Annotated in this window: 24 protein-coding genes and 1 other RNA gene; 14 read left to right on the top strand and 11 right to left on the bottom strand. The window is 67.9% G+C overall.

Annotated elements, in window-relative coordinates:
- Positions 1 to 8: 8 nt before the first annotated feature.
- From purL to AC3IPP_RS04075, 3 genes are read left to right on the top strand one after another with little or no spacing between them, the layout of a single operon-like run.
- Positions 9 to 2,219 carry a phosphoribosylformylglycinamidine synthase subunit PurL gene (purL, locus tag AC3IPP_RS04085; RefSeq protein WP_489150465.1) on the top strand — a complete coding sequence of 737 codons (2,211 nt, stop codon included), beginning with the start codon at positions 9 to 11 and terminating at the stop codon, positions 2,217 to 2,219.
- Positions 2,219 to 2,593 carry an indole-3-glycerol-phosphate synthase gene (locus AC3IPP_RS04080; protein ID WP_489150464.1) on the top strand — a complete coding sequence of 125 codons (375 nt, stop codon included), beginning with the start codon at positions 2,219 to 2,221 and terminating at the stop codon, positions 2,591 to 2,593. Before purL ends, AC3IPP_RS04080 begins: the two co-directional genes overlap by 1 nt.
- A gap of 18 nt (positions 2,594 to 2,611) precedes the next feature.
- Positions 2,612 to 3,676 carry a glycosyltransferase family 4 protein gene (locus tag AC3IPP_RS04075; protein ID WP_489150463.1) on the top strand — a complete coding sequence of 355 codons (1,065 nt, stop codon included), beginning with the start codon at positions 2,612 to 2,614 and terminating at the stop codon, positions 3,674 to 3,676.
- Between the two features lie 6 nt (positions 3,677 to 3,682).
- Here the strand turns inward: AC3IPP_RS04075 and AC3IPP_RS04070 are convergent, their stop codons facing one another.
- The 5 genes from AC3IPP_RS04070 to AC3IPP_RS04050 all read right to left on the bottom strand — a co-directional run bounded on the left by AC3IPP_RS04070 (position 3,683) and on the right by AC3IPP_RS04050 (position 6,216).
- Positions 3,683 to 4,504 (bottom strand): TIGR00282 family metallophosphoesterase, encoded by an 822-nt coding sequence (locus AC3IPP_RS04070; RefSeq protein ID WP_087141080.1) that lies wholly within the window; start codon positions 4,502 to 4,504, stop codon positions 3,683 to 3,685.
- A complete protein-coding gene (locus AC3IPP_RS04065; RefSeq protein ID WP_489150462.1) occupies positions 4,501 to 5,046 on the bottom strand; it encodes a 5-formyltetrahydrofolate cyclo-ligase in 546 nt (181 codons plus the stop codon). The genes AC3IPP_RS04070 and AC3IPP_RS04065 overlap by 4 nt, the downstream gene beginning before the upstream one ends.
- Before the next feature lie 211 nt (positions 5,047 to 5,257).
- A non-coding RNA gene (gene ssrS, locus AC3IPP_RS04060) (6S RNA) lies at positions 5,258 to 5,418 on the bottom strand.
- 181 nt (positions 5,419 to 5,599) lie between these two features.
- Positions 5,600 to 5,941, bottom strand: a complete 342-nt coding sequence (locus AC3IPP_RS04055; protein ID WP_489150461.1) for a cell division protein ZapA — start codon at positions 5,939 to 5,941, stop codon at positions 5,600 to 5,602.
- Positions 5,941 to 6,216, bottom strand: a complete 276-nt coding sequence (locus tag AC3IPP_RS04050; protein ID WP_489150460.1) for a hypothetical protein — start codon at positions 6,214 to 6,216, stop codon at positions 5,941 to 5,943. Before AC3IPP_RS04050 ends, AC3IPP_RS04055 begins: the two co-directional genes overlap by 1 nt.
- A 144-nt stretch (positions 6,217 to 6,360) precedes the next feature.
- Between AC3IPP_RS04050 and tkt the strand changes: the two genes are divergently transcribed.
- From tkt to AC3IPP_RS04010, 8 genes are all read left to right on the top strand, one after another.
- Positions 6,361 to 8,310, top strand: coding sequence for a transketolase (tkt, locus tag AC3IPP_RS04045; RefSeq protein ID WP_489151035.1), 1,950 nt, complete (start codon positions 6,361 to 6,363; stop codon positions 8,308 to 8,310).
- Between the two features lie 5 nt (positions 8,311 to 8,315).
- Positions 8,316 to 9,164 carry an alpha/beta hydrolase gene (locus AC3IPP_RS04040; protein WP_489150459.1) on the top strand — a complete coding sequence of 283 codons (849 nt, stop codon included), beginning with the start codon at positions 8,316 to 8,318 and terminating at the stop codon, positions 9,162 to 9,164.
- Complete coding sequence (locus AC3IPP_RS04035) at positions 9,161 to 9,553, top strand: VOC family protein (protein WP_489150458.1); 393 nt, start codon at positions 9,161 to 9,163, stop codon at positions 9,551 to 9,553. Before AC3IPP_RS04040 ends, AC3IPP_RS04035 begins: the two co-directional genes overlap by 4 nt.
- Positions 9,554 to 9,557: 4 nt before the next feature.
- Entirely contained in the window at positions 9,558 to 10,751 is a 1,194-nt protein-coding gene (purT, locus tag AC3IPP_RS04030; protein WP_489150457.1) for a formate-dependent phosphoribosylglycinamide formyltransferase, read from the top strand.
- A gap of 105 nt (positions 10,752 to 10,856) precedes the next feature.
- On the top strand, positions 10,857 to 12,944 hold the full coding sequence (locus AC3IPP_RS04025) for a carbon starvation CstA family protein (RefSeq protein WP_489150456.1): 2,088 nt from the start codon (positions 10,857 to 10,859) through the stop codon (positions 12,942 to 12,944).
- A gap of 64 nt (positions 12,945 to 13,008) precedes the next feature.
- Positions 13,009 to 13,191 carry a YbdD/YjiX family protein gene (locus AC3IPP_RS04020; RefSeq protein WP_489150455.1) on the top strand — a complete coding sequence of 61 codons (183 nt, stop codon included), beginning with the start codon at positions 13,009 to 13,011 and terminating at the stop codon, positions 13,189 to 13,191.
- 128 nt (positions 13,192 to 13,319) lie between these two features.
- Positions 13,320 to 14,327: a type I glyceraldehyde-3-phosphate dehydrogenase gene (gene gap, locus AC3IPP_RS04015; RefSeq protein ID WP_489150454.1), complete on the top strand. Its 1,008-nt coding sequence runs from the start codon at positions 13,320 to 13,322 to the stop codon at positions 14,325 to 14,327.
- Positions 14,328 to 14,441: 114 nt separating this feature from the next.
- The gene (locus tag AC3IPP_RS04010) at positions 14,442 to 15,638 is read left to right on the top strand and encodes a phosphoglycerate kinase (protein WP_489150453.1); all 1,197 of its coding nucleotides are present in this window, start codon (positions 14,442 to 14,444) and stop codon (positions 15,636 to 15,638) included.
- A 56-nt stretch (positions 15,639 to 15,694) separates the two neighbouring features.
- Here AC3IPP_RS04010 and AC3IPP_RS04005 read toward each other — a convergent pair whose 3' ends face one another.
- Entirely contained in the window at positions 15,695 to 16,096 is a 402-nt protein-coding gene (locus AC3IPP_RS04005) for a hypothetical protein (protein ID WP_489150452.1), read from the bottom strand.
- A gap of 156 nt (positions 16,097 to 16,252) precedes the next feature.
- Here AC3IPP_RS04005 and fba point away from each other — a divergent pair, with 156 nt between their 5' ends.
- Positions 16,253 to 17,317, top strand: a complete 1,065-nt coding sequence (gene fba / locus AC3IPP_RS04000; protein WP_489150451.1) for a class II fructose-bisphosphate aldolase — start codon at positions 16,253 to 16,255, stop codon at positions 17,315 to 17,317.
- 67 nt (positions 17,318 to 17,384) lie between these two features.
- On the opposite strand, the gene AC3IPP_RS03995 is transcribed toward fba, so the two are convergent.
- Positions 17,385 to 18,023, bottom strand: a complete 639-nt coding sequence (locus AC3IPP_RS03995; RefSeq protein ID WP_489150450.1) for a DUF2799 domain-containing protein — start codon at positions 18,021 to 18,023, stop codon at positions 17,385 to 17,387.
- A 94-nt stretch (positions 18,024 to 18,117) separates the two neighbouring features.
- Here AC3IPP_RS03995 and AC3IPP_RS03990 point away from each other — a divergent pair, with 94 nt between their 5' ends.
- Both AC3IPP_RS03990 and rpoH read left to right on the top strand, forming a co-directional pair.
- Positions 18,118 to 19,101, top strand: coding sequence for an RluA family pseudouridine synthase (locus AC3IPP_RS03990; RefSeq protein WP_489150449.1), 984 nt, complete (start codon positions 18,118 to 18,120; stop codon positions 19,099 to 19,101).
- A gap of 228 nt (positions 19,102 to 19,329) precedes the next feature.
- Positions 19,330 to 20,214, top strand: a complete 885-nt coding sequence (gene rpoH, locus AC3IPP_RS03985) for an RNA polymerase sigma factor RpoH (protein ID WP_087141064.1) — start codon at positions 19,330 to 19,332, stop codon at positions 20,212 to 20,214.
- An 18-nt stretch (positions 20,215 to 20,232) separates the two neighbouring features.
- Here rpoH and AC3IPP_RS03980 read toward each other — a convergent pair whose 3' ends face one another.
- The 4 genes from AC3IPP_RS03980 to AC3IPP_RS03965 all read right to left on the bottom strand — a co-directional run bounded on the left by AC3IPP_RS03980 (position 20,233) and on the right by AC3IPP_RS03965 (position 24,680).
- Positions 20,233 to 21,039, bottom strand: a complete 807-nt coding sequence (locus AC3IPP_RS03980; protein ID WP_087141063.1) for a response regulator — start codon at positions 21,037 to 21,039, stop codon at positions 20,233 to 20,235.
- A 119-nt stretch (positions 21,040 to 21,158) separates the two neighbouring features.
- Positions 21,159 to 22,454 carry an adenylosuccinate synthase gene (locus AC3IPP_RS03975; protein WP_040345924.1) on the bottom strand — a complete coding sequence of 432 codons (1,296 nt, stop codon included), beginning with the start codon at positions 22,452 to 22,454 and terminating at the stop codon, positions 21,159 to 21,161.
- Positions 22,455 to 22,547: 93 nt separating this feature from the next.
- Positions 22,548 to 23,708, bottom strand: coding sequence for a phosphoserine transaminase (locus tag AC3IPP_RS03970; protein ID WP_489150448.1), 1,161 nt, complete (start codon positions 23,706 to 23,708; stop codon positions 22,548 to 22,550).
- Between the two features lie 54 nt (positions 23,709 to 23,762).
- Positions 23,763 to 24,680, bottom strand: a complete 918-nt coding sequence (locus AC3IPP_RS03965) for a DnaJ C-terminal domain-containing protein (protein WP_489150447.1) — start codon at positions 24,678 to 24,680, stop codon at positions 23,763 to 23,765.
- Positions 24,681 to 24,746 lie beyond the last annotated feature (66 nt).

The following is a 24,746-nucleotide window of genomic DNA, read 5'->3' as shown; positions in this document are numbered from 1 at the left end:
GCCCGCCCATGAGCGCGCCCCAAAAGACCATCGCCCAGCTGGCCGAAGAGTACGGCCTCGCCCCCAATGAATATCAGGTCCTGCTGGACCGGCTGGGCCGCGAGCCCAACCAGGTCGAGTTGGGCGTGTTCTCGGTCATGTGGTCCGAGCACTGCTCCTACAAGTCGTCCAAGAAGCAGTTGATGAAGTTCCCCGTCACGGGCGACCGCGTCATCTGCGGCCCCGGCGAGAACGCGGGCGTGATCGACATCGACGACGGCGACGCCTGCATCTTCAAGATGGAGAGCCACAACCACCCCTCCTACATCGAGCCCTATCAGGGCGCGGCGACGGGCGTGGGCGGCATCATGCGCGACGTCTTCACCATGGGGGCGCGCCCGGTGGCCCTGCTGAACGCCCTGCGCTTCGGCGATCCCTCGCACGAGAAATCGAAGCGTCTGGTCAAGGGCGTCGTCAGCGGCATCGGCGGCTACGGCAACTGCGTCGGCGTGCCGACGGTCGCGGGCGAGACGAACTTCCACAAGGGCTACAACGGCAACATCCTAGTCAACGCCATGTGCGTCGGCCTGGCCCGCGCCGACGAGATCTACTACTCGGCCGCGCCGGAAGCGGGCCACGACGTGGTCTATTTCGGTTCCAAGACCGGCCGCGACGGCATCCACGGCGCCACCATGTCCTCGGCCGAGTTCGACGATGAGTCGGACGCCAAGCGCCCCACGGTGCAGGTCGGCGACCCCTTCGCCGAGAAGCTGCTGATCGAGGCCACGCTGGAGCTGATGGCTTCGGGCGCGGTCGCCGCCATTCAGGATATGGGCGCGGCGGGTCTGACCTCGTCCTCCGTCGAAATGGCGGGCAAGGGCGGCGTCGGCGTCGAGCTGGACCTCGACAAGGTGCCTCAGCGCGAAACCGGCATGACCGCCTATGAAATGATGCTGTCGGAAAGCCAGGAGCGGATGCTGGCCGTCCTGAAGCCCGGCTATGAAGACGTCGGCTATCGCATCTTCCAGAAATGGGGCCTGGACTTCGCCGTCATCGGCAAGACCACGAACACCGGCCATCTGGTGCTGAAGCACCATGGCGACGTGGTCTGCGACGTGCCGCTGGCTCCGCTGTTCGACGATGCGCCCCTGTACGACCGCCCGTGGGTCCAGCCCGAGCTGCAACCGCGCCTCGACCCGGCCGAAGTCCCGGCCCCGGAAAGCTGGAACGACGCCGTGCTGAAGGTCGTCGCCTGCCCCGACATGGCGTCCAAACGCTGGATCTGGGAGCAGTACGACCGCCACGTCATGGCCGACACCCTGCAGGACTCCTCCACCGGGGCCGACGCGGGCGTGATCCGCGTCCACGGCACGGAAAAGGGTCTGGCCGTCACCAGCGACTGCACCCCGCGCTATGTCCAGGCCGACCCCTACGAAGGCGGCAAGCAGGCCGTGGCCGAAGCGTGGCGCAACCTGACCGCCGTCGGCTCGCGTCCCATCGCCATCACCGACAACCTCAACTTCGGCAACCCGCAGCGCCCCGAGATCATGGGCCAGATCGTGCGCGCCACCGACGGCATGGCCGAGGCCTGCCGCGAGCTGGACTTCCCGGTCGTGAGCGGCAACGTCAGCCTGTATAACGAGACCAACGGCGTCGCCATTCCGCCGACGCCGACCGTCGGCGCCGTGGGCCTGCTGACCAACTATGACGTGACCACCGGCTTCGGCGGCGCGGCCGAGGGCGACCAGCTGGTGCTGATCGGCCAGACCAACGGCGAACTGGGCGCCTCCATCTATCTGCGCGAGGTGCTGGGCCGCGAGGACGGCGCCCCGCCGCCGGTCGACCTGAAGCTGGAACGCAAGACCGGCGACTTCGTGCGCGGCCTGATCGAGGCGGGCGAACTGACCCTGGTCCACGACCTGTCTGACGGCGGCCTGGTCGGGGCGGCGGCGGACATCGCCCTGGCCTCGGACGTCGGGATCGAACTGAACGCCTCCAGCGCCGCCCACGCCCACGCCTTCCTGTTCGGCGAGGACCAGGGCCGCTATCTGGTCGCCGTGGCCGACGCCGACGCCCTGATCGCCAAGGCCAAGGACGCGGGGCTGCACGCCTCGGTCGTGGGCCTGGTCAAGGGAACGGACTTCGCGTCCTCGGGTCCGAAGGGCGAGCTGTTCCGCATCCCCGTCGCCCATGTGCGCGAGTTCCACGAAGGCTGGATGCCGAACTGGATCGAAGGCTGATGCGCAGCGGCGCCCTCATCCTCGTCGTCGCGGGCGCCGCCCTGCTGTCGGCCTGCGAATTCGAGGGCGGCGATCCCGTCCAGCACGCCCTGCGCGATGCGGCCGCCGCCCGGCAGGCCGCCGCGCTGAAGACCACCGAGGAAGAAGAAGCTCAGGCGATCCGTCGCCCGACCGCCTCCGGCCCGGCCCTGCATGAGCCGGACGAACTGTCGCGCCTGATCGCCGCCCGTCGTCAGGCGGTGCAGGAGACGCGCGTCGCGCTGGCCGCCATCGCCGATCCGACCTTGAAGGCCCAGCTGACCGAAGACCTGAAGGCCGAAGAAGCCAGTCTGCGCGCGCTGGAAGCCCGCGCCGCCGCCAGAGCGTCCAACTAACCGGAGACACGCAGGGTCATGAGAACCGCCGTCGTCATGCCTGTCGGCGCGCGCTTCGACCTGCGTCAGCCGAACTCGATGGAGACGGTGGCGCGCACGCTGGCGCAGGCCGACAGCGGCGAGGTCCGCATCTTCTGCTGCGAAGGCGCCCAGGAGCACGGCGACCTGCCGGTGCAGACCCTGCCCGCTGCGGACCGGCTGAAGGCCCTGCGTCAGGCGCTGACCGACTATCGCCCCGACGTCATCGAATTCCATCAGCAGACGCAGCAGGCCGTCGCGCTGGCTCCGCATTTCCCGAACGCGGCCATCACCCTGTATCGCCACAATGCGGTGAAGCCGCCGCGCCACCTCATCGACCGCTGGCGCTATGAGCGGCGTTATGACCGCATGGACGGTCTGATCTTCGTCAGCGAGGCGGCGCGGCTGGATTTCCTGAAGGATTTTCCCCGACTGGAGGCCAAGGCCTTCGCCGTGCCCAACCCCATCGACGTGGACCTGTGGCGCGCGCCGGTCGAGGGGCGCGAGCCGCTGATCGCCTTCGCCGGACGGGCCATGCCGGAAAAGGGCGTGGACGTAATCTGCGCCGCCCTGCCCGCCGTGCTGGAGCGCCATCCCGACTGGCGCGCCGTGCTGATGCTGAACGACTGGGACCGTCATGCGGACTGGGCCGCACCCCACATTGCGCCGCTGGAACGGTTCGGCAAGCGGGTGCGTGTGCTGAAGTCGGCGCCGCTGGCGCAGGTGCGCGCCGAGATGCAGCGCGCGGCCATCGCCCTGACACCCTCCGTCTGGGCCGAGCCTCTGGGCCTGACCGCGCTGGAGGCCCATGCGGCGGGCGCGGCGTTAATCTCGTCCGGTCGCGGCGGCCTGCGCGAGGCCAGCGGCCCGCACGCCCTCTATGTCGACGAGGTGACGCCGCAGACGCTGGAGGACGCCATCAACCAGCTCGTGCAGGAGCCTGAGCGTCGCCTGGATATGGCGCGCGCGGCCCAGACCTATGTGGCGCAGACCCACACGCCACAGCACCGCGCCGAACAACTGGCCGCCCTGCGGCGGCGGCTGGTGCAGGCCAAGCGCGCCTGAACGCGCTCAGACCTGCGGGATCGCCTGGCTCAGTCGGCCGCCGACGCGGATCGGCTCGACGCGCGTGGCCAGGCCGGTGCGGTCATCGGTCTCGACGAAGACGCCGCAGATGGTGGCCGGGCCGCTGGCGGGGGTGTAGCGCCCGCCGGACAGCCGGGTGGTGAAGCGCCGCAGCGGCTCTTCCTTGTCGTTGCCGATGACGGAGTCGTAGTCGCAGCAGCCGCCCGCGTCGGTCTGATAGGCCGTGCCGCCGGGCAGGATCTGCGCGTCCGCCGTCGGGACGTGGGTGTGGGTGCCGACCACGAGGCTGGCGCGGCCGTCGCAGAAGTGGCCCATACCCATCTTCTCGCTGGTCGCCTCGGCGTGCATGTCGACAATGACGGCGTCAGCGACGACGCCCAGAGGCGCGGCCTCAAGCTCGCGCTCGACGGCGCTGAACGGGTCGTCCATCGGGTCCATGTGGACGCGGCCCAGCACATTGATGACCAGAACCCGGCGACCATCCGGCGTGACGAAGACGTCGGCGCCGCGCCCCGGCGCGTCCATCAGGCGCGGATAGTTGGCCGGGCGGATCAGACGCGGCTCGCGCACGATATAGGTCAGGGCCTCGCGCTGGTCCCAACTGTGGTTGCCCAGCGTCAGGACATCGGCCCCGGCGTTGAAGATGTCGTTGGCCGTGTTCTCGGTGATGCCGAAACCGCCCGCGGCGTTCTCTGCATTGACCACCACGAAGTCGAGCTTGAGGTCGCGCCTCAGCCCCGGCAGGTGGTCCGAAAGTCCATCGCGCCCGGACTTACCGACCACGTCACCGAAAAATGCCAATCTCATGGGATGGCTCTATAACCGGTCTCGGTCAGAACGCCATGCAGGCGGATGTCGTGCGGCTCCAAATCAAGGCGATCCACCGCCTGTCCCGCGTAAGCGAAGCCGATACGGCGCGCGTCGGGCATCGCTGCGAACGTCCGATCGTAAAAGCCGCCGCCCTGCCCCAACCGGCCGCCGTGACCGTCGAAGGCCAGCAGGGGCGTCAGGATCAGGTCCGGCCGCACCACCTCGCCCAGCGGCAAGGGCGCGGGGCATCCGGCGGCGTCGAGCTCCAGCGGCTCGCCCGGCGTCCAGGCGCGGAAGATCATGGCCGCGTCGCGTTCAATCACCACCGGCAGACACAGGCAACGGCCCGCCTGATGCAGGACATTGGCCAGGGCGTCCGTGTCCAGTTCCGACCCCATGGCGCGATACAGGGCGACGACGGCGCCGCTCGGCAAGGCGTCAGCATGACCCGCCGCGCGCTCGGCGGCCTCGGGGTCGGTCTCGGCCAGACGCTTGCGCAGGGCGCGCATGGCGGCGCGGAGTTGGTGCTTGGGGGTCATGGGACGCTCTTACACCACCGTCGCCCGCCTTTCCTCCCCACACTGTGGGGGGGCCGCGAAGCGGTGGAGGGGCTTTACATCAGCGGAACCCAGCAGCCCCTCCGTCTCGTCCGCTATCGCGTCCGATCCACCTCCCCATGAAATGGGGAGGAGAAGACGCTCAAGCAGCGCGCCGCCGCGCGGCAAGTGTTAGCGGGAAAAGAAGAGGGTTGGCGGCGCCGCGTGAGCCGTGAAGAACGTTTAAATCCTCTCGACCTGGGTAGCCAGGTGGGCTCCGTATGCCCAGGCCCTCGAGCCCGAACAGGGACAGATCCCTATGAGTGAATTAAGGTCAGAAGGATATGTTGTCTTCGACGTGAGCCGCAGCATGACCCGCCGCTGCGCAAGATAGGCGTTCGTGGCGATTTCAACAATCCTTTCCTCCCCATGAAATGGGGAGGGGGACCGCGTAGCGGTGGAGGGGCTTCTGCCAGCGGAACCAAGCCGCCCCTCCGTCTCGTCCGCTATCGCGTCCGATCCACTTCCCCATCAAATGGGGAGGAAAGTCGTCGCCCTATATCGTCTGGATGATCTTCTCGATGCGAGCGGCCACCGCGTTCAGCGCCTCGGCCACGCCGTCGCTGGCCGAGGTGGGCGCCGCAACCACCGCCGTTGCCGCCTTGGCGCGGCCGGAGTTCTGAACCACCGCCTGTCGCTTCGCCTCCCCAAGCTCATCGGCCAGCATCAGCGCCGCCATCAGGAACAGGCGCACGTCGCCGACCTGGCCCACCTGATCGGCCACGCCCTGCACCCGCTCGTTGAACTGAGCCGCCAGGTCGCGCACGCGCGCCTCCTGACCGTCGGCGCAACCCACCGCATAGGGGCGGCCGTGGACCTCTACCGTCACCGTCGCCATCAGTTCGCCTCCTCTTGCTGCGCGACCTGTTGCTGCGCCAGCACCTCGCGCACGGCGTCGGCCGCGCGAGCCAGCGCCTGCGCGGTTTCCTGACCAGCCGTCTCCAGCTCGGCGATGCGCGCCAGGTCGGCCGCGTTCGAGGGACGCGGCGCGAACAGGTCGTCGTCCGCGATAGGCGGCGCCGAGGCGGGCCTAGCCTTCAGCTCCAGCACCTTGCGCTCCAGATCGGCTAACGCTCGATCGATCCGCGCCTTTGCAGCCGTAACGGCGTCCATGGGGGTCCTTTCTTCCAGATTCCGTGTAGAACCTGCCGGCGCGCCGGGGTAAAGCGGCGCCACCCCCGCTTTATCCTGTTCCTGAGGAAAGGTCTCGCCGTGACCGACGCCCAAGCCGCATTCGCCAAGCCTTCGCCCAAGCAGATGGCCGACGCCATCCGGGTGCTGTCCATGGATGCGGTCGAAAAGGCCAAGAGCGGCCACCCCGGCATGCCGATGGGCATGGCCGACGTCGCCACCGTCCTCTACTCGAAATTCCTGAAGTTCGACGCCAGCCGCCCCGACTGGGCCGACCGCGACCGCTTCATCCTGTCAGCCGGTCACGGCTCGATGCTGATCTACAGCCTGCTGCACCTGACGGGCTACAAGGACGCGACCAAGGAGCAGCTGGAAAATTTCCGCCAGTGGGGGTTCAAGACCGCCGGCCACCCGGAATACGGCCACATGGCGGGGATCGAGACGACCACCGGCCCCCTGGGTCAGGGTCTGGCCACCTCGGTCGGCTTCGCCCTGGCGGAGCGGCATCTGGCGGCGCGTTTCGGCAAGGATCTGGTCGATCACCGCACCTGGGTCGTCGCCGGCGACGGCTGCCTGATGGAAGGCGTGTCGCAGGAGGCCATCGCCCTGGCGGGCCGCCTGAAGCTGAACAAGCTGTGCGTCCTGTGGGACGACAATGAGATCACGATCGACGGCAAGGTGTCGCTGTCGGACGCCACCGATCAGCTGGCCCGCTTCAAGGCCTCGGGCTGGGCGGTCAAGGCCGTCGACGGCCACGACTACAAGCAGATCCAGAAGGCCCTGGCCTGGGCCGTCAAGCAGGACAAGCCGACGCTGATCGCCTGCAAGACCAAGATCGGCAAGGGCGCCGCCACCATGGAAGGCAGCCACAAGACCCACGGCGCCGCCCTGGGCGCGACCGAGATCGCGGCGACCCGCCAGGCGCTGAACTGGCCGTTCGAGCCGTTTGAACTGCCCGAAGGGATCAAGACCGCCTGGGCCAAGGTCGGCAAGCAGGGTGCCAAGGCCCGCAAGGCGTGGGAAGCCCGCCTGCTGAACCACGACCACCGCGACGACTTCACCCGCGCCATGGCGGGCGACCTGCCCACCGGCGCCTTCGAGGCGCTGGACGCCAAGCTGAAGCAACTGGTCGAGGACAAGCCCGCGCTGGCCACCCGCCAGTCCTCGGGCGAGGCGCTGGAGACGGTGTTCAACGCCATCCCCGAAATGGTCGGCGGCTCGGCCGACCTGACCGGCTCGAACAACACCTTCGTCAAGAACACCCAGATCATGGACGCGCCGGACTATGCCGGTCGTTACCTGAACTACGGCATCCGCGAGTTCGGCATGGCCGCGGCGATGAACGGTCTGGCGCTGCACGGCGGGGTCATCCCCTACGGCGGCACCTTCATGGCGTTCGCGGACTACAGCCGCCCGGCGATCCGTCTGGGCGCCCTGATGGGCGTGCGCGTGGTCCACGTTCTGACGCACGACAGCATCGGCCTGGGCGAAGACGGCCCAACGCACCAGCCGGTCGAGCATCTGGCGGCCCTGCGCGCCATCCCCAACCTGCTGACCATGCGCCCCGCCGATACGGTCGAGGCTCTGGAGTGCTGGCAGGTCGCCCTGCAGCACAAGACCGCGCCGACCGCCATGTGCCTGTCGCGTCAGAAGACCCCGGCCGTGCGCGTGACCGACGCGGGCGAAAATCTCTCTAGGAAGGGCGCCTATGAGCTGAAGGCCGCCAACGGCGCAGCGAAAGTCACCCTGTTCGGCACCGGCACCGAAGTCGCCCTGGCCCTGAAGGCCGCCGAGGCGCTGGAGGCCGAAGGCGTGCCCACCCGCGTCGTCTCGGTCCCCTGCTTCGCCCTGTTCGAGCAGCAGCCCAAGGCCTATCAGGACGCCGTCATCGGCCGCGGCACCGTCCGCGTCGCCGTCGAGGCCGCCATCAAGCAAGGCTGGGAACGCTTCATCGGCGAGGACGGCGGCTTCGTCGGCATGACCGGATTCGGCGCCTCGGCCCCGGCCGAAGTCCTCTACCGCGAGTTCGGCATCACCGCCGAGGCCGTGGTCGAAGCCGCCAAGGCCCGGCTGTAAGCCCCATGCGCCGTCTCGCCCTCGTCCTGAGCCTCGGCTTGTCGATGGCGGGCGGCGCAACCGCCCTCGCCGCATCGGCCGAGGACGCGCCCGCCGTCGCCGAGACGCCCATCGTCATCGGCCGCTCCTACGCCCTGCCCTCAGCCGTCATGAACCAGACGCGCGAGATCAACGTCTGGCTGCCGCCCGGCTATGCTGAAAGCGGCCAGACTTATCCGGTCCTCTATGTGCTGGACGGCGGACAGGATCAGGACTTTCACCACATCTCCGGCATCGCCCAACTGGGGACCATCGTCGGCACGACGCGCGACGTCATCGTCGTGGGCATCGCCTCGGTCGACCGCCGCAACGAGCTGGCCCTGCCGACCGACGACGCCGAACTGATCGCCCGCTATCCGACGCAGGGCCATTCCGACCGCTTCCGCCGCTTCATCGCCGAAGAGGTCCAGCCCTTCATCGAAAGCCGCCTGCGCACCAGCGGCGAGACGGCGCTGATGGGCGAGTCTCTGGCGGGCCTGTTCGTGGTCGAGACCTTCCTGAAAGAGCCGCAGACGTTCGACGCCTATGTCGCCGTCAGCCCCAGCCTGTGGTGGGACGGCGGCAAGCTGGCGCGGCAAGCGGGCGCCCATCTGCGCGATCACTCCAACGACCCGCGCACCCTGATCCTGACGCTCGGCGACGAGGGCGAAATGATGCAGGCGCCGATGGATGTGCTGACCGCCAACCTGCGCGACCACGCCCTGCCCGGCGTCAAATGGGACTTCACCCCGCGCCCGAACGAGAGCCACGCCACCATCTATCACGGCGCCGCTCTGGACGCCTTCCGCCGCCTCTATGCGGTCCCTGCACCATGAGCCACCTCGGGGCCGTCAGCCTGCTGGTCCGCGACTACGACGAGGCCATCGCCTTCTACGTCGGCAAGCTGGGCTTCGATCTCAGCGAAGACACCGACATGGGCGGCGCAAAACGCTGGGTTCGCGTCACCCCCAAAGGCGGCCAGACCTCGCTTCTGCTGGCCCGCGCCGCGACGCCGGAACAGATCGCCCGGATCGGTGATCAGGCGGGCGGCCGCGTCTGGCTGTTTCTCTACACCGACGACCTGATGCGCGACCACGCCGCCTGGCTAGAGGCCGGCGTTGTCTTCCGCGAAACGCCCCGTCACGAGGCCTATGGCAAGGTGGCGGTCTTCGAAGACCTCTACGGCAACGCCTGGGACCTGATCGAACCCGCTGCTGGAGCCTGACGCCATGAAGATCGGCACGCCGCTTACCGACCACGCCACGCGCGTCATGCTGCTAGGCTCGGGCGAGCTGGGCAAGGAGGTGGCCATCGAGTTGCAACGCCTCGGCGCCGAGGTGATCGCGGTCGACCGCTACGCCAACGCCCCCGCCATGCAGGTAGCGCACCGCAGCCATGTCATCCCCATGACCGACGCCCAGGTGTTGAACGGCGTCATCCTGGCTGAAGCCCCGCACATCATCGTGCCTGAGATCGAGGCCATCGCCACCGACGTACTGGCCGGCATCGAGGCGGCGGGTCTGGCCCGCGTCATCCCCACCGCGCGGGCGACGCAACTGACCATGAACCGCGAGGGCATCCGCCGTCTGGCCGCCGAGGAGTTGGGCCTGCCGACCAGCCCCTACGCCTTCGCCGTCTCGGCCGAGGAACTGGCGGCGGGCGCCAAGGCCGTCGGCTTCCCCTGCTTCGTCAAGCCGGTGATGTCGTCCTCGGGCAAGGGTCAGTCCTATGTCGAAGGCCCCGAGGGCGTGGCCGACGCCTGGGCCTATGCGGAAGCGTCGGGCCGGGTCGCGGGCGGCTGCGTCATCGTCGAGGGGCGGATCGACTTCGACTATGAGATCACCCTGCTGACGGTGCGGTCGCTGCGTGACGGCGCCATCCGCACCGACTTCTGCGCCCCCATCGGCCACCGCCAGCAGAAGGGCGACTATGTCGAAAGCTGGCAGCCGCAGGCCATGAGCTCCGCCGCGCTGAAGGCGGCGCAGGCCATCGCCGCCAAGGTGACCGAGGCGCTGGGTGGTCTCGGCGTGTTCGGCGTAGAGCTGTTCGTGAAGGGCGACGAGGTCTGGTTCTCGGAGGTGTCGCCGCGCCCGCACGACACCGGGCTGGTGACGCTGGCCACGCAGGTCATGAGCGAGTTCGCCCTGCACGCCCGCGCCATCCTGGGCCTGCCGGTCGACGTCACCCTACGCGAGCCGGGCGCCAGCGCTGTCATCTACGGCGGGATGGAGGCCGAGGGCGTGGTGTTTGAGGGCGTGGCCGAGGCCCTGTCGGTCCCGACCGCCGACCTGCGCCTGTTCGGCAAGCCCGAAGCCTTCGAACGCCGTCGCATGGGCGTGGCCTTGGCCCGCGGCGCGGACACCGACGAAGCCCGCCAGCGCGCGACCGAGGCGGCGGGCAAGGTGCGGGTGGTGAAGCCCTGACGTCTCCCGCACCGCTTCTTCGACTTTTGTCGATTGGCGCCGCGCGCGATTAAGGTTCAAAAAAGGCGAAAGGTCGCACCCAGTCGACCCGGAGGACCGTTCGCCATGGGCAAGCTCAAGACGGCGCTGATATTCGGCGCCATCGCCATCCTGGGGGCCGTGTCCCTCGCCGTCATCGCCCTGCACCAGGGCGAAAGCATCAGCGCCGTGTGGATCGTGGTTGCGGCGCTGTGCGTCTACGCCATCGCCTACCGTTTCTACGCCCGCTATCTGGCCGGAAAGGTCCTGGGCCTGAACGCAAGGCGGCCCACGCCCGCCGTCAGGCACAACGACGGGCTGGATTACGTCCCGACGCCGCGCAACGTGCTCTTCGGCCACCACTTCGCAGCCATCGCGGGCGCAGGGCCTCTGGTCGGGCCGGTGCTGGCGGCGCAGATGGGCTATCTGCCCGGCGTGCTGTGGATTCTGGTCGGCGCCGTCGTCGCCGGGGCCGTGCAGGACATGATCGTCCTGTTCATGTCGACCCGCCGCGACGGCCGCTCGCTGGGCGACATGGTCCGCACCGAGATGGGTCCGATCCCCGGCGTCATCGCCCAGGTCGGGGTGCTGATGATCATGGTCATCATCCTGGCCGTGCTGGCGCTGGTGGTGGTCAAGGCCCTGGCTGAGAGCCCGTGGGGCACCTTCACCGTCGCCGCCACCATTCCCATCGCCATCTTTATGGGCCTGTACACCCGTTATCTGCGGCCCGGTCGTGTGGGCGAGGTGTCGGTGATCGGCGTGGTGCTGCTGGTCCTGGCCATCATCGGCGGCGGCCATATAGCGGCCGATCCCTTCTGGGGTCCGGCCTTCACTCTGTCGGGCACCACGCTGGCGCTGGCCATGATGGCCTATGGCTTCATCGCCTCGGTCATTCCGGTGTGGCTGCTGCTGGCGCCGCGCGATTATCTGTCCACCTTCCTGAAGATCGGCGCCATCGTCGCCCTGGCCATCGGCATATTGATCGTGCGCCCGCACGTGCAGATGCCCGCCATCACCCCCTTCATCGACGGCAGCGGCCCGGTCTTCTCGGGCGCTCTGTTCCCCTTCCTGTTCATCACCATCGCCTGCGGGGCCGTGTCCGGATTTCACGCCCTGATCTCGTCCGGCACCACGCCCAAGCTGCTGGAAAACGAGAACCAGATCCCGCTGATCGGATACGGCGCCATGCTGTGCGAAAGCTTCGTGGCCACCATGGCCCTGATCGCCGCCACCGTGCTGGACCCGGCCGTCTATTTCGCCATGAACAGCCCGGTCGCCGTGATCGGCGACAATGCGGCCTCGGCCGCCGCCGCCGTGGCCCAGTGGGGCTTCCACATCACTCCGGCCGAGCTGGAGCAGTTGGCCAAGGACGTCGGCGAACACTCCATCCTGTCGCGCGCGGGCGGGGCGCCGACCCTGGCCGTCGGCATGGCGCACATCCTGTCGGGCGTCATCGGCGGCAAGGCCATGATGGCCTTCTGGTATCACTTCGCCATCCTGTTCGAGGCCCTGTTCATCCTAACCACCGTCGATGCGGGCACCCGCGTCTGCCGCTTCATGATCCAGGATCTGCTGGGCATGGCCGTGCCCAAGATGCGCCAGACCCAGTCCTGGACCGGCAACGTCGTGGCCACGGCCCTGACGGTCAGCCTGTGGGGCTATTTCCTCTATACCGGCGTGGTCGATCCCCTGGGCGGGATCAACAGCCTGTGGCCCCTGTTCGGCATCGCCAACCAGATGCTGGCGGCGGTCGCCCTGATCCTGGGCACGGTCGTCCTGTTCAAGATGAAGCGGCAGAGGTTCGCCTGGGCCACGACGGTTCCCGCGGTCTGGCTGCTGATCTGCACGGTCACGGCGGGGCTGCAGAAGCTGTTCCATCCCGACGTGAAGATCGGCTTCCTGGCTCACGCGCGGAAGTATCAGGACGCCATGGCCGCCGGCGACATCCTGGCCCCGGCCAAGACCATCGGCGACATGCACCGGGTCATCATCAACGACTACGTCAACTCGGCGCTGACCGCGGGCTTCCTGTTCGTGGTGCTGACGGTCGTGGTCTATGGCGTCGGGGCCTGCCTCAAGGCGCTGAAGTCCGAGCAGCCGACCGTGGTCGAGACCCCGGCCGCGCACGAGCTGACCCTGGCCGACGAGGCCATGGACATCGCCCGTGCTTAGGTCGTCGTCATCCTCGGCATCAACCGGCGGCGCGGACCTGCTCTGCGCCTGCCGGGATACGCTGGTGCGGTGGGGCAAGGACGCCCGCCGCACCGCCGGGCTGATGATCGGCCAGCCGGACTATGACGCCTATGTCGCCCACACGGCCGTCACCCATCCGGATCAAGAGCCGCTGGACCGCACCGCCTTCTTCCGCCTGCATGAAGCCCGGCGTTTCGGCGAAGGCGGCGGCTTTCGCTGCTGCTGAGGCGGCTTGACCGTCCTCGGACGGTTACAGGCGATCATACCTTGTTACGGCGACGGGGTTGCAACTGCGCGCGCTCCGTCCCACTAAGGCGCCCATCATAATCGCCCCTGCTCTGGAGACCCCGCCCCATGACCGTTCGCGTCGCCATCAACGGCTTCGGCCGCATCGGCCGCCTCGTCCTCCGCTCGATCGTCGAGCACGGCCGCAAGGACATCGAGGTCGTGGCGATCAACGACCTGGGCCCGGTCGAGACCAACGCCCACCTGTTCCGCTATGACTCGGTGCACGGCCGCTTCCCCGGCACGGTCACGACCGGCGAGGACTGGATCGACGTCGGCACCGGCAAGATCAAGGTCACGGCCGAGCGCGACCCGGCCAACCTGCCGCACGCCGAGCTGAAGGTGGACATCGCCCTGGAATGCACGGGCATCTTCACCTCGAAGGACAAGGCCTCGGCTCACCTGAAGGCGGGCGCCAAGCGCGTGCTGGTCTCGGCCCCGGCCGACGGCGCCGACAAGACCATCGTCTTCAAGGTCAACCATGAGACCCTGACGGCCGACGACATCGTCGTGTCCAACGGCTCGTGCACGACCAACGCCCTGGCCCCGGTGGCCAAGGTGCTGCACGACCTGTTCGGCATCGAGCGTGGCTACATGACCACCATCCACGCCTACACCGGCGACCAGCCGACGCTGGATACGATGCACAAGGATCTGTACCGCGGCCGCGCCGCCGCCCTCAGCATGATCCCGACCTCGACCGGCGCCGCCAAGGCCCTAGGCCTGGTCCTGCCGGAACTGAAGGGCAAGCTGGACGGCTCGTCCATCCGTGTCCCGACCCCGAACGTCTCGGTCGTCGACCTGAAAGTCGTCGCCGGTCGCGAAGTCACGGTCGAGGAAATCAACGCCGCCCTGCTGGCCGCCGCCAACGGCCCGATGAACGGCGTCCTGGCCACGACCACCGATCCGCTGGTGTCGATCGACCTGAACCACGTCGCCGCCTCCTCGACCGCCGCCCTGCCCCAGACGCAGGTCGTCGACGGCAAGCTGGCCCGCGTCCTGACCTGGTACGACAACGAGTGGGGCTTCGCGACCCGCATGGCCGACACCGCCCTGGTGATGGCCAAGTTCCTCTGATCCGGCCTCGCGCCTGACAGACCGCTGACCTATGAGGGGCTCTCGCCGAACGGCTGAGAGCCCCTTGTTTCAAGACGACGGGCTCGCCGCCCCAGACCAAAAGACGGATCACCGATGACCTTCCGCACCCTCGACGACGTTTCCGACCTTTCGGGCAAGGCCGCCCTGGTCCGCGTGGACTTCAACGTGCCGATGGAGGACGGGAACGTCACCGACGACACCCGTCTGAAGGCCGCCCTGCCGACCATCCACCGCCTGCGCGAAGCCGGCGCCAAGGTCGTCCTGCTGGCCCACTTCGACCGTCCCAAGGGCGAGCGCGTGCCGTCGATGAGCCTGAAGCCTGTGGTCGAGCCGCTGGAGCTGCTGCTGCACGGCCCCGTCCGCTTCGCTGACGACTGCGTGGGCGATGACGCCAAGGCCGCCGTGGCCGATCTGGACGCCGGCGGCGTGCTGCTGCTGGAGAACGTCCGCTTCCACAAGGGCGAGGAAAAGAACGACCCGGCCTTCGCCGCCCAGCTGGCGGAACTGGGCGACCTCTACGTCAACGACGCCTTCTCGGCCGCGCACCGCGCCCACGCCTCGACCGAAGGTCTGGCCCGCCTGCTGCCCGCCTATGCGGGCGAGGCGATGAAGCGTGAGCTTCAGGCGCTCGACGCCGCCCTCGGCGCGCCGCAAAAGCCGGTCATCGGCATCGTCGGCGGGGCCAAGGTCTCGACCAAGCTGGACCTGCTGAAGAACCTGGTCGCCAAGCTGGACTACCTGGCCATCGGCGGCGGCATGGCCAACACCTTCCTGTTCGCCCAGGGCGTCGATGTCGGCGGTTCGCTGTGCGAGAAGGATCTGGCCGACACCGCCCGCGAAATTATCGAAGAGGCCCGCCGTCAGGGCTGCGAACTGCTGCTGCCGGTCGATGTGGTGGTGGCCAAGGGCGTGAAGCCGGGCATCGAGTCGGGCGTCCGCGCTCTGGACCGCATCGCCGCCGACGACCTGATCCTGGACGCCGGGCCGGAAACCGTCGCCCGCCTGAACCGCGCCATGGACCTGTCGAAGACGCTGATCTGGAACGGCCCGCTGGGCGTGTTCGAGGTTCCGCCCTTCGACAAGGCCACGGTCGAGGCCGCCAAGCACGCCGCCGAACTGGCCAAGGCCGGCAAGCTGGTCGCCGTGGCCGGCGGCGGCGACACGGTCGCGGCCCTGAACCACGCGGGCACGGCCGACGACATGACCTTCGTCTCCACTGCGGGCGGCGCCTTCCTGGAATGGATGGAAGGCAAGGTGCTGCCGGGCGTCGAGGCCCTGCGCGCCGCTTAAGCGACAACCATCAAGGCGAGGGCTGTTCGCGGCCCTCGCCCCTGATGCTCAAAGTTTCAATCTTCGCCGTCCATATCGACGGCCCGCGCGACCAGATCGCGCCACGTCGGATCGGTGTCGTCTACCAGATCGACGTCGTCCAGCAGGGCCACCGCCCCGCCGCCGTCGGGCAGGATCAGGCCCAGCACCTCCATCAGTTCACCGTCAGGCCCGACATGGGTCTCAGCCTGAACGATCACAGCCGCCTGCTCGCCGTCGTCTTCCCACCAGATGACCGGCTGGGGCAGTTCCATATCGATGACGCGCGCCTCTTCGGTGTCGCCCAGGGCGAAGACCGCCTTGCCCGCCTGAACGTCATCCAGCGTCGCCACCGCTCCGGCAAAGGGCGTCAGCCGCGACCAGTCGTCGACATCGAAGCCGCCGCCGTCTTCATCCAGCGCATCATTGTTCTGGCTCATCGCCGCTCCTTGGTCTGACGCTCTTCAGGCGCCGACCACATAAGGCCTGGGCGCCCAAAGTCCACCACGCCGACGTCTCGTCACATCGGCGTGACTTCCCCCGCCCGAACGGCTAAGACCTCCGGCAAAATCTTATAACGGTTCAGGAGACTATCCATGGCGCGCATCACGCTGCGACAACTGCTCGACCACGCGGCGGAACATGACTACGGCCTTCCCGCCTACAATATCAACAATATGGAGCAGGGCCTGGCCATCATGGAGGCCGCTGACGCCGTCAACGCGCCGGTCATCATCCAGGCCTCGCGCGGCGCCCGCTCCTACGCCAACGACGTCGTCCTGGCCAAGCTGATCGACGCCCTGGCCGAACTGTATCCGCACATCCCGGTCTGTATGCACCAGGACCACGGCAACGGCCCGGCCACCTGCGCCACCGCCATTCAGTACGGCTTCACCTCGGTGATGATGGACGGCTCGCTGGAAGAAGACGCCAAGACCCCCGCCTCCTACGAGTACAACGTCGACGTGACGCGCCGCGTCACCGAGATGGCCCACTCGTGCGGCGTCTCGGTCGAGGGCGAACTGGGCGTGCTGGGCTCGCTGGAAACCGGCATGGGCGAGGCCGAAGACGGCCACGGCTTCGAAGGCAAGCTGGACCACTCGGCCCTGCTGACTGACCCGGATCAGGCCGTCGACTTCGTCAAGGCCACCAAGGTCGACGCCCTGGCCATCGCCATGGGCACCTCGCACGGCGCCTACAAGTTCACGCGCCAACCGGACGGCGAAGTCCTGGCCATGAACGTGATCGAGGAAATCCATCGCCGCCTGCCCAACACCCACCTGGTGATGCACGGATCAAGCTCGGTGCCGCAGGACCTGCAGGACATCATCAACGCCTACGGCGGCCAGATGCCCCAGACTTGGGGCGTGCCGGTCGAGGAGATCCAGCGCGGCATCAAGAACGGCGTGCGCAAGGTGAACATCGACACCGACAACCGCATGGCCATGACCGGCGCCATCCGCAAGCTGCTGGCCGAGAAGCCGGGCGAGTTCGACCCCCGCGCCTATCTGAAGCCCGCCAAGGAAGCCATGCGCAAGCTGTGCCAGGAGCGCTACCTGCAGTTCGGCTGCGAAGGCATGGCCTCCAAGATCAAGCCGCTGTCCACGGCCCAGATGGCCAAGCGCTACGCCGGCGGCGAACTGGACCCGCGCATCGGCTGATCGCCGGTCGCAGTCTGATCAGATTGAAACGCCCGCCTCCGTCGACCGGAAGCGGGCGTCTTCATTTTCACCAGACGCCGTAACGACCATCCAGCATGCGTCGCAACGCCCGCAGCTCGACCTCGGCATAGCGCAGGTCGTCTTCGGCCCGGCGCGCGGAGCGATGCGCGTCGTCCAGTTCGCCCTCGACCTCGCGAATGCGGTTGCGGATACGCTGGCGCTCTTCGGAGGTCAGGCCTTCCTGACGCAGTTCGCGCCGCTTGGCGTCCAGCTTGTCCTCGCGGCTTTCGATGCGACGGATCGCCGAGTTCAGCGCGCTTTCGGCCGAAGAGACCGCCTGCTCGACCTCATACAATTGCCGCCCGTCGCGATGCGCGGGCACGAAGGCCCGCTCTTCAGCCGGGGAACAGACGCCCTGATAGGTTCCGCCCGCACGCCCCGCGCGGAAACCGTTCTCCCAGGTGCAGTATGTCCGCAGTCCGTCCTCGCGCGCCGACATATAGGCGCTCATGTTCGGGCTGACGCCGTGCTTGGCGCAGGCTTTGGCGTGGTCATCCAGACGGCTGGACGGACGCCCTTCCGCACCGTCGCGATAGCCCTGCCCGCCCCAGTCGCCGACCATGCATTGGCCTTCGCTCATCGTGGCGCAGCCCGACAACAGGACGACGCTCGATACCGCAATGACGGCGGCGGGGAGCAACTTCATTTAGTCTTCTCCATAGCAGGCCGCGCCTGAGGTCCGATGACGCCTCTTCACGCAAGCCATGCTATTTCACACTATGGCCGATGAACCTTTGCTGATGGAAGACGACGAAACGCCGGACGTGCTTAACGCGCGCATCGACGCCCCCGGCGTGCGTCTGGACAAGGCCCTGGCCGAGGCCTTCCCGACCCTGTCGCGCGCCCGGCTTCAGGCCCTGCTGGCCGAAGGCGCCGTGACCCGCGACGGTCAGGCGATCTCCAACGGTTCGGCCAAGGCCCAGCCTGGCCTCTATGCCGTCGCCTTGCCGCCGGTCGCCCCGGCCACGCCTCAACCCGAGGTCATCCCTCTGACCGTCCTGTTCGAGGACGCCGACCTGATCGTCATCGACAAGGCTCCCGGCATGGCCGCCCACCCCGCGCCCGGCTGCGAGACCGGCACCCTGGTCAACGCCCTCCTGGCCCACTGCGGCGACAGCTTGTCCGGCATCGGCGGCGTGGCCCGTCCCGGCATCGTCCATCGCCTCGACAAGGACACCTCCGGCGTCATGGTCGCCGCCAAATCCGACCGCGCTCATGCAGGGTTGTCCACCCTGTTCGCCGCCCACGACATCGAGCGCACCTATGTGGCCCTCACGCGCGGCGCGCCCACGCCCGAGAAAGGCCGCATCCAGACCCAGATCGGCCGCTCCAGCGGCGACCGCAAGAAGATGGCCGTGCTACGCTCCGGCGGACGCGAGGCCATCACCGACTATGTGGTTCAGCAGACATTCGGCCGCCCCGCCAAGGCCTCCAACGCCCCCCTGGCGGCCCGCGTCGCCTGCACCCTGCACACCGGCCGCACCCACCAGATCCGCGTCCACATGGCGTCCAAGGGCTCGCCCCTGCTCGGCGATCCCGTCTACGGCTCAGGCAGTCCCGCCGCCCCTGTCCGCGCCGCCGTCGAGGAGTCGGGCCTGAAACGCCAGGCCCTGCACGCCGCCGTCCTCGGCTTCGTCCATCCCGTCACCGGCCAGGCGCTGCGCTTCGAAACCGCCCCGCCCGAGGATATGCAACGGCTGGAAGCCCTGCTGGCCGAGCTCTGACGCTCTGCCCCGGCGTCGCGGCTGCGCCAAACTGCCCGCTTTATTAGCAACAATATCTGTGCTAGATAATCCGTCACGGTGAACGACCAGGGGTCGCCGCCGAATTGGGACAATCCGCCCCTTTCGCTTCGGGCAACGGATTCCCATCTTGTCAGTTGAGGGGCGAGGTGATGATGCACGTCATGTGGTCGGAACCGTAGCGCCAGCTCATGCAGCCGGAGGGACCATATGGCCAACAATACGCTGACGGTAATGTCGCCTGAACAGGGACTGTCCCGTTATCTTACGGAAATCCGTAAGTTTCCCATGCTGACCAAGGATGAGGAGTTCATGCTCGCCAAGCGGTGGAGCGAACACCAGGATCCTGAAGCCGCCCACCGTCTCGTGACCTCTCACCTGCGCCTCGTGGCCAAGATCGCCATGGGTTATCGCGGCTACGGCCTGCCGATCGGCGAGGTGATCTCCGAGGGCAACGTCGGCCTGATGCAGGCCGTCAAGAAATTCGATCCCGACAAGGGCTTCCGCCTGGCGACCTACGCCATGTGGTGGATTCGCGCGTCCATTCAGGAATACATCCTGCGCTCCTGGTCGCTCGTGAAGATGGGCACCACGGCGGCGCAGAAGAAGCTGTTCTTCAACCTGCGCAAGGCCAAGAGCCAGATCTCGGCCTTCGAGGAAGGCGACCTGCACCCGGAACACCTGGCGGCCATCGCCACCAAGCTGGGCGTGTCGGAAGAAGAAGTCACCAACATGAACCGCCGCCTCGGCGGCGACGCCTCGCTGAACGCCCCGCTGCGCGCGGACGGCGAAAGCGAGTGGCAGGACTGGCTGGCCGACGACAACGCCGTCAGCCAGGAGACTCAACTAGCCGAAAACGAGGAAAAGTCGATCCGCATGAGCCTGCTGCAAGAGGCCATGGAGGAACTGACCGACCGCGAGAAGCACATCCTGACCGAGCGCCGCCTCAAGGACGACCCGGTCACGCTGGAGGAACTCGCCGGCCAGTACGGCGTCAGCCGCGAGCGCGTGCGTCAGATCGAGGTGCGCGCCTTCGAAAAGCTGCAGAAAGCCATGCGCGCGGCGGCTGAGGAACGGAACCTGGTCGACGCCTGACGTCGACCCGTCTCCTCCCTACCCCGCCCGCGCCAGGGTCTCGGGCGGCGCCAGCTTCAGCACCGCCTGAACCGGCGCCGTCAGGGCGGCCTTGGTCGGCGCGCCGGCGGCCAGCACCGTATCCAGCCCCGCCGCGGCGATCGCCAGCGGCGCATCACCGGTCTTGATGGCCAGGGCCTTCAGCGTCTCCGCCTGCTGCTTGATGGCCCGCACGGCCTGCATCGGATCGCTGTCGAACTGCGTCAGGGCCGAGAACAGGATCCGCATCGCCTGATCCTTGACCGCCACCGCGGCCTCCGCGCCGGAACGCGGCTTGTCCGCCTTGCGCTTCTGCGGCCCGGCGTAATCGTCCGAGTTGAAGCGTCGCCGATCCGGCCCGACATAGCCCACCGCCTCGACCCAATCGCGCGGCTTAGTCGCCAGGTTCTCGATCCGCCGTTGCAGGTCGCCGCTGGTGAAGGGCTTTCTCAAGAACTCGTGTACGCCGGAATCGCGCGCGCCCTTGATGGCGCTGGCGGTCGCCTCGGCCGTCACCATGATGATCGGCGCGCGTCGGCACGACAGGCTGGAGCGACGGATACGCCGCACCAGGGCCTCGCCGTCCAGCTTCGGTCCCGCCCGTTCGGTGCAGATCAGGCCCGGCTCCATCTCGCGCGCCAGGTCCAGCACCCGCGCCTCGTCGCCCTCGACCACGATCTCGCGCGATCCGAACCCCTTCAACAGGTCCATCAGCAGGCGCGCGGCGGCGGGATTGGGGTCAACGATCAGCACGCGCCGAACCACCGGCGCGATCCTCTGTATCGTTTTGGCGTCTAGGGCGAACACGGGACGAGCTCCATTTCAGAGCCCGACCCTATGCCTCACGGGTTAAGGCGTCGTTGCCTCGACCAAAAATGTAAATCTAGCCTTGGAACGAGTCGCGCATCAGGCCTCCGTTTCAAGGGTTACCCTTGGAACGGATCGCGCATCAGGATGGTGTCGTCCCGTTCGGGGCTGGTCGACAGCAGGGCCACCGGCGCGCCGATCAGCTCCTCGATCCGCCGCACATACTTCAGCGCATGGGCGTTCAGATCCTTGAAGCTGCGGACGCCGCCCGTGCTTTCGGTCCAGCCTTCCAGCTCTTCGAACACCGGCTCGGCCGAGGCCTGATCTTTCAGGCTCGATGGCAGATAATCCAGCACCTCGCCATTGATGCGATAGCCGACGCAGATCTTCAGCGTCTTCAGACCGTCCAGCACGTCCAGCTTGGTCAGGGCGATGCCGTCGATGCCGTTGATCGCCACCGACTGGCGCACCAGCACCGCGTCGAACCAGCCGCAGCGGCGCGCCCGGCCCGTGTTCACCCCGACCTCGCGGCCGACGACCGCCAGATGCTCGCCGACCTCGTCGTTCAGCTCGCAGGCGAAGGGGCCTTCGCCCACGCGGGTCGTATAGGCCTTCACGATGCCCAGCACGTATCCAACGCCGCGCGGGCCGACGCCCGACCCTGCCGCCGCCTGTCCGGCGATGGTGTTGGAGCTGGTCACATAGGGATAGGTGCCGTGATCCACGTCCAGGAAGGCGCCCTGCGCCCCCTCGAACAGCACGCGCTTGCCCGCCTTCTGCGCGGCGTCCAGCACGCGCCACGCCGGTTTGACGTAAGGCAGGATCTTCGGCGCGATCTCCAGCAGTTGCGCCAGCAGCGCCGCCGGATCGATCGGCTCCAGCCCCAGACCCGCGCGCAGCGGATCATGGTGCGAGCGCAGGCGGTCGATCTTGATCTTCAGGTCGTCTTCATTGGCCAGGTCGCAGACGCGAATGGCGCGGCGGCCGACCTTATCCTCATAGGCCGGGCCGATGCCGCGGCCGGTCGTGCCGATCTTGGCGCCCGGCGCGCTGGCGGCCGCCTCGCGCGCCACGTCCAGCGCCGGATGGATCGGCAGGATCAGGCAGGCGTTGTCGGCGATGGTCAGGATGTCGGGGGTGATGGCCACGCCCTGCGCCTGGATTTTCTCGATCTCGCCGACCAGGTGCCAGGGGTCCACGACCACGCCGTTGCCGATGATCGAAGGCTTGCCCTGCACCACGCCCGACGGCAGCAATGCGAGTTTGTAGACCTTGCCGTCGACGACCAGCGTATGCCCGGCGTTATGGCCGCCCTGGAACCGCACGACCATGTCGGCCCGGTTCGACAACCAGTCGACAATCTTGCCTTTGCCCTCGTCGCCCCATTGGGCGCCGACTACTGCGACGTTCGCCAAGATCGTTTCTCCGCAATCCAGAATGCGGTGGGAGCCTATAACCCCTGAATCGTCCGGAGTCGCCCCCCAAAGGGCACGGAATGGGCCGCAGAATTATCCGACCCGTTCACCGACCGCCGTCTGGAACGCCCATTCCAGCCACGGCGTCGCGGCCACGACGTCCGCCGTCTCTATCGTGCAGCCGCACCACAGGCGCAAACCCGGCGGAGCATAGCGATGGGGCTCCATGTCATAGACCGCCCCCTCGTCCTCCAGCAGCGCCTTGAACCGCTTCACAAAGGCCTTCTGTCCAGCCTCGTCCATCGCCGCGATGCGCGGATCGACGAACTTCAGGCAGACCGAAGTGGTCGAGCGGATTTCGGGGCGCTGCGGCAGGAAGTCGATCCAATCGGTCCGCTCCACCCACTCGGCCAGAGCCGCATAGTTGGCGTCGGTACGCGCGATCAGTGCGGGCAATCCGCCCACGGCCTTGGCCCAGTCCAGCGCATCGATCCAGTCCTCGATGGTCAGGACCGAAAAGGTGTTCATCACCACCCCGTCCGCCAGGGTCCGGTCAAAGCCCTTCTTGTCGACGATCCGCAGCACCTTGGGCACCGCCCGGTCCGGACGATACGCATCCAGCCGCGCCACGGCGCGCGGCGACAACACCATCAGACCGATGCCCGCCTCGCCGCCCAGCGCCTTCTGGAAGCTGAAGGTCGTCACGTCCAGCTTGTCCCACGGCAGGTCCATCGCGAACGCCGCCGAGGTCGCGTCGCAGATGGTCAGCCCCTCGCGATCATCAGCGATCCAGTCGCCGTTCGGCACGCGCACGCCCGAGGTCGTGCCGTTCCAGGGAAACACCACGTCCTTCTTGGGATCGACCTGGGACAGGTCCGGCAGTTCGCCCCAGGGAGCCGTCAGCACTTCCGGCTCCAGCTTCAGATGGTCGCGCACATCGGTCGCCCAGACCTGGCCGAAATTCTCATAGGCGACGACCTGCACCGGCCGCTCACCCAGCATGCACCACAGCGCCGCCTCGACCGCGCCCGTGTCCGACCCCGGCGTATAGAGCAGCACATAGTCGTCCGGCGGGCTCAGCACCTCGCGCGTCAGCTTCAGCCCATGGGCGAAGCGCTCGACCACCTCCGGCGCGCGGATGCCCCGGCCCATCAGATTGGTCGGCAGCCCCGCCAGCGACCAGCCCGGACGCTTGGCCGTCGGCCCGGCCGAAAACCAGGGGCGAGCGGGCTTGGCGGCGGGCTTGGGCGTCATGACGGTCTCTGAAGTCTCGGGGAGGAGAAGAAAGGAAGCGAAGCCCTTAGGCCATCAACGGCCTGGCTTGTAGGGCCGGCGCTCACGCCATTCGGTCGCAAACCGGACCAGTTCGTCGTCCGGCGTTTCCGGCAGCGTCACCACCAGCCGGGCCAGCAGATCGCCGCGCTTGCCGTTCGCATAGGCGCCGCGCGCCTTCAGCCGCAGCACCTTGCCCGAGTTCGAGCCCTTGGGGATGGTCATCATCACCGCCCCTTCGGGCGTCGGCACCTGGATCTTGCCGCCCAGAACCGCGTCGGGAACCGACACCGCCAGATCCATCGTCAGATCGGCCCCGTCGCGCTTGAACACCGGATGCGGCTGGATGCGAAGCTCGATCAGGGCGTCGCCCGCCTGCCCCCCGCGCCCCGGCGCGCCCTGGCCCTTAAGCCGGATCACCTGGCCTTCGGCAGCGCCTTTGGGGATCGCCACGTCCAGCATCCGCCCATCCGAGAACTGGATGCGTCGCGTCGTCCCGGCGATGGCGTCCTCCAGGCTGATGTCCAGCGTGGCGCGCACATCCTGCCCGCGCCCGCCGCCGAAACCGCGCCCGGCCCCCCGTCCGCCGCCAAAGGCTCCGAAGATGTCCTCCAGGTCGATGTCGTCGAAACCGGCGCGCCCGCCGGGGCCGCCTTCGCCGCGCCCGCCGAAGCCAAAGCCGCCGGGCCGTCCGCCCTGCGCTCCGCCGCCGAAGCCGCGGAACTGCTCGCGTCCATCGGCGTCGATCTCGCCGCGATCATATTTGGCGCGCTTCTCAGCGTCGCCCAGCAGGTCGAAGGCGGCGGTGATGCGCTTGAACCGTTCTTCGGCCGGCTTGTCGCCGGGGTTCTTGTCGGGGTGCAGTTCCTTGGCCAGCTTGCGGAACGCCTTCTTGATCTCGTCCGCGCTCGCGCCCTTGGAAACGCCTAGTTCCTGATAGGGATCGCCAGCCAATTTTCGCTCCACTCGGATCAATACGGACCAGAGCGTCAGTTAAGCCATGCGCCCGCCCGCCGAAAG

Source organism: Brevundimonas sp. KH_060, from assembly GCF_057838275.1.
This window is presented reverse-complemented; position numbering and strand designations above follow the sequence as displayed.

Coding starts and splice junctions, on each gene's coding strand:
- purL (WP_489150465.1), top strand. CDS start 9: ATGAGCGCGCCCCAAAAGACCATCGCCCAGCTGGCCGAAGAGTACGGC.
- AC3IPP_RS04080 (WP_489150464.1), top strand. CDS start 2,219: ATGCGCAGCGGCGCCCTCATCCTCGTCGTCGCGGGCGCCGCCCTGCTG.
- AC3IPP_RS04075 (WP_489150463.1), top strand. CDS start 2,612: ATGAGAACCGCCGTCGTCATGCCTGTCGGCGCGCGCTTCGACCTGCGT.
- AC3IPP_RS04070 (WP_087141080.1), bottom strand. CDS start 4,504: ATGAGATTGGCATTTTTCGGTGACGTGGTCGGTAAGTCCGGGCGCGAT.
- AC3IPP_RS04065 (WP_489150462.1), bottom strand. CDS start 5,046: ATGACCCCCAAGCACCAACTCCGCGCCGCCATGCGCGCCCTGCGCAAG.
- AC3IPP_RS04055 (WP_489150461.1), bottom strand. CDS start 5,941: ATGGCGACGGTGACGGTAGAGGTCCACGGCCGCCCCTATGCGGTGGGT.
- AC3IPP_RS04050 (WP_489150460.1), bottom strand. CDS start 6,216: ATGGACGCCGTTACGGCTGCAAAGGCGCGGATCGATCGAGCGTTAGCC.
- tkt (WP_489151035.1), top strand. CDS start 6,361: ATGGCCGACGCCATCCGGGTGCTGTCCATGGATGCGGTCGAAAAGGCC.
- AC3IPP_RS04040 (WP_489150459.1), top strand. CDS start 8,316: ATGCGCCGTCTCGCCCTCGTCCTGAGCCTCGGCTTGTCGATGGCGGGC.
- AC3IPP_RS04035 (WP_489150458.1), top strand. CDS start 9,161: ATGAGCCACCTCGGGGCCGTCAGCCTGCTGGTCCGCGACTACGACGAG.
- purT (WP_489150457.1), top strand. CDS start 9,558: ATGAAGATCGGCACGCCGCTTACCGACCACGCCACGCGCGTCATGCTG.
- AC3IPP_RS04025 (WP_489150456.1), top strand. CDS start 10,857: ATGGGCAAGCTCAAGACGGCGCTGATATTCGGCGCCATCGCCATCCTG.
- gap (WP_489150454.1), top strand. CDS start 13,320: ATGACCGTTCGCGTCGCCATCAACGGCTTCGGCCGCATCGGCCGCCTC.
- AC3IPP_RS04010 (WP_489150453.1), top strand. CDS start 14,442: ATGACCTTCCGCACCCTCGACGACGTTTCCGACCTTTCGGGCAAGGCC.
- AC3IPP_RS04005 (WP_489150452.1), bottom strand. CDS start 16,096: ATGAGCCAGAACAATGATGCGCTGGATGAAGACGGCGGCGGCTTCGAT.
- fba (WP_489150451.1), top strand. CDS start 16,253: ATGGCGCGCATCACGCTGCGACAACTGCTCGACCACGCGGCGGAACAT.
- AC3IPP_RS03995 (WP_489150450.1), bottom strand. CDS start 18,023: ATGAAGTTGCTCCCCGCCGCCGTCATTGCGGTATCGAGCGTCGTCCTG.
- AC3IPP_RS03990 (WP_489150449.1), top strand. CDS start 18,118: ATGGAAGACGACGAAACGCCGGACGTGCTTAACGCGCGCATCGACGCC.
- rpoH (WP_087141064.1), top strand. CDS start 19,330: ATGGCCAACAATACGCTGACGGTAATGTCGCCTGAACAGGGACTGTCC.
- AC3IPP_RS03970 (WP_489150448.1), bottom strand. CDS start 23,708: ATGACGCCCAAGCCCGCCGCCAAGCCCGCTCGCCCCTGGTTTTCGGCC.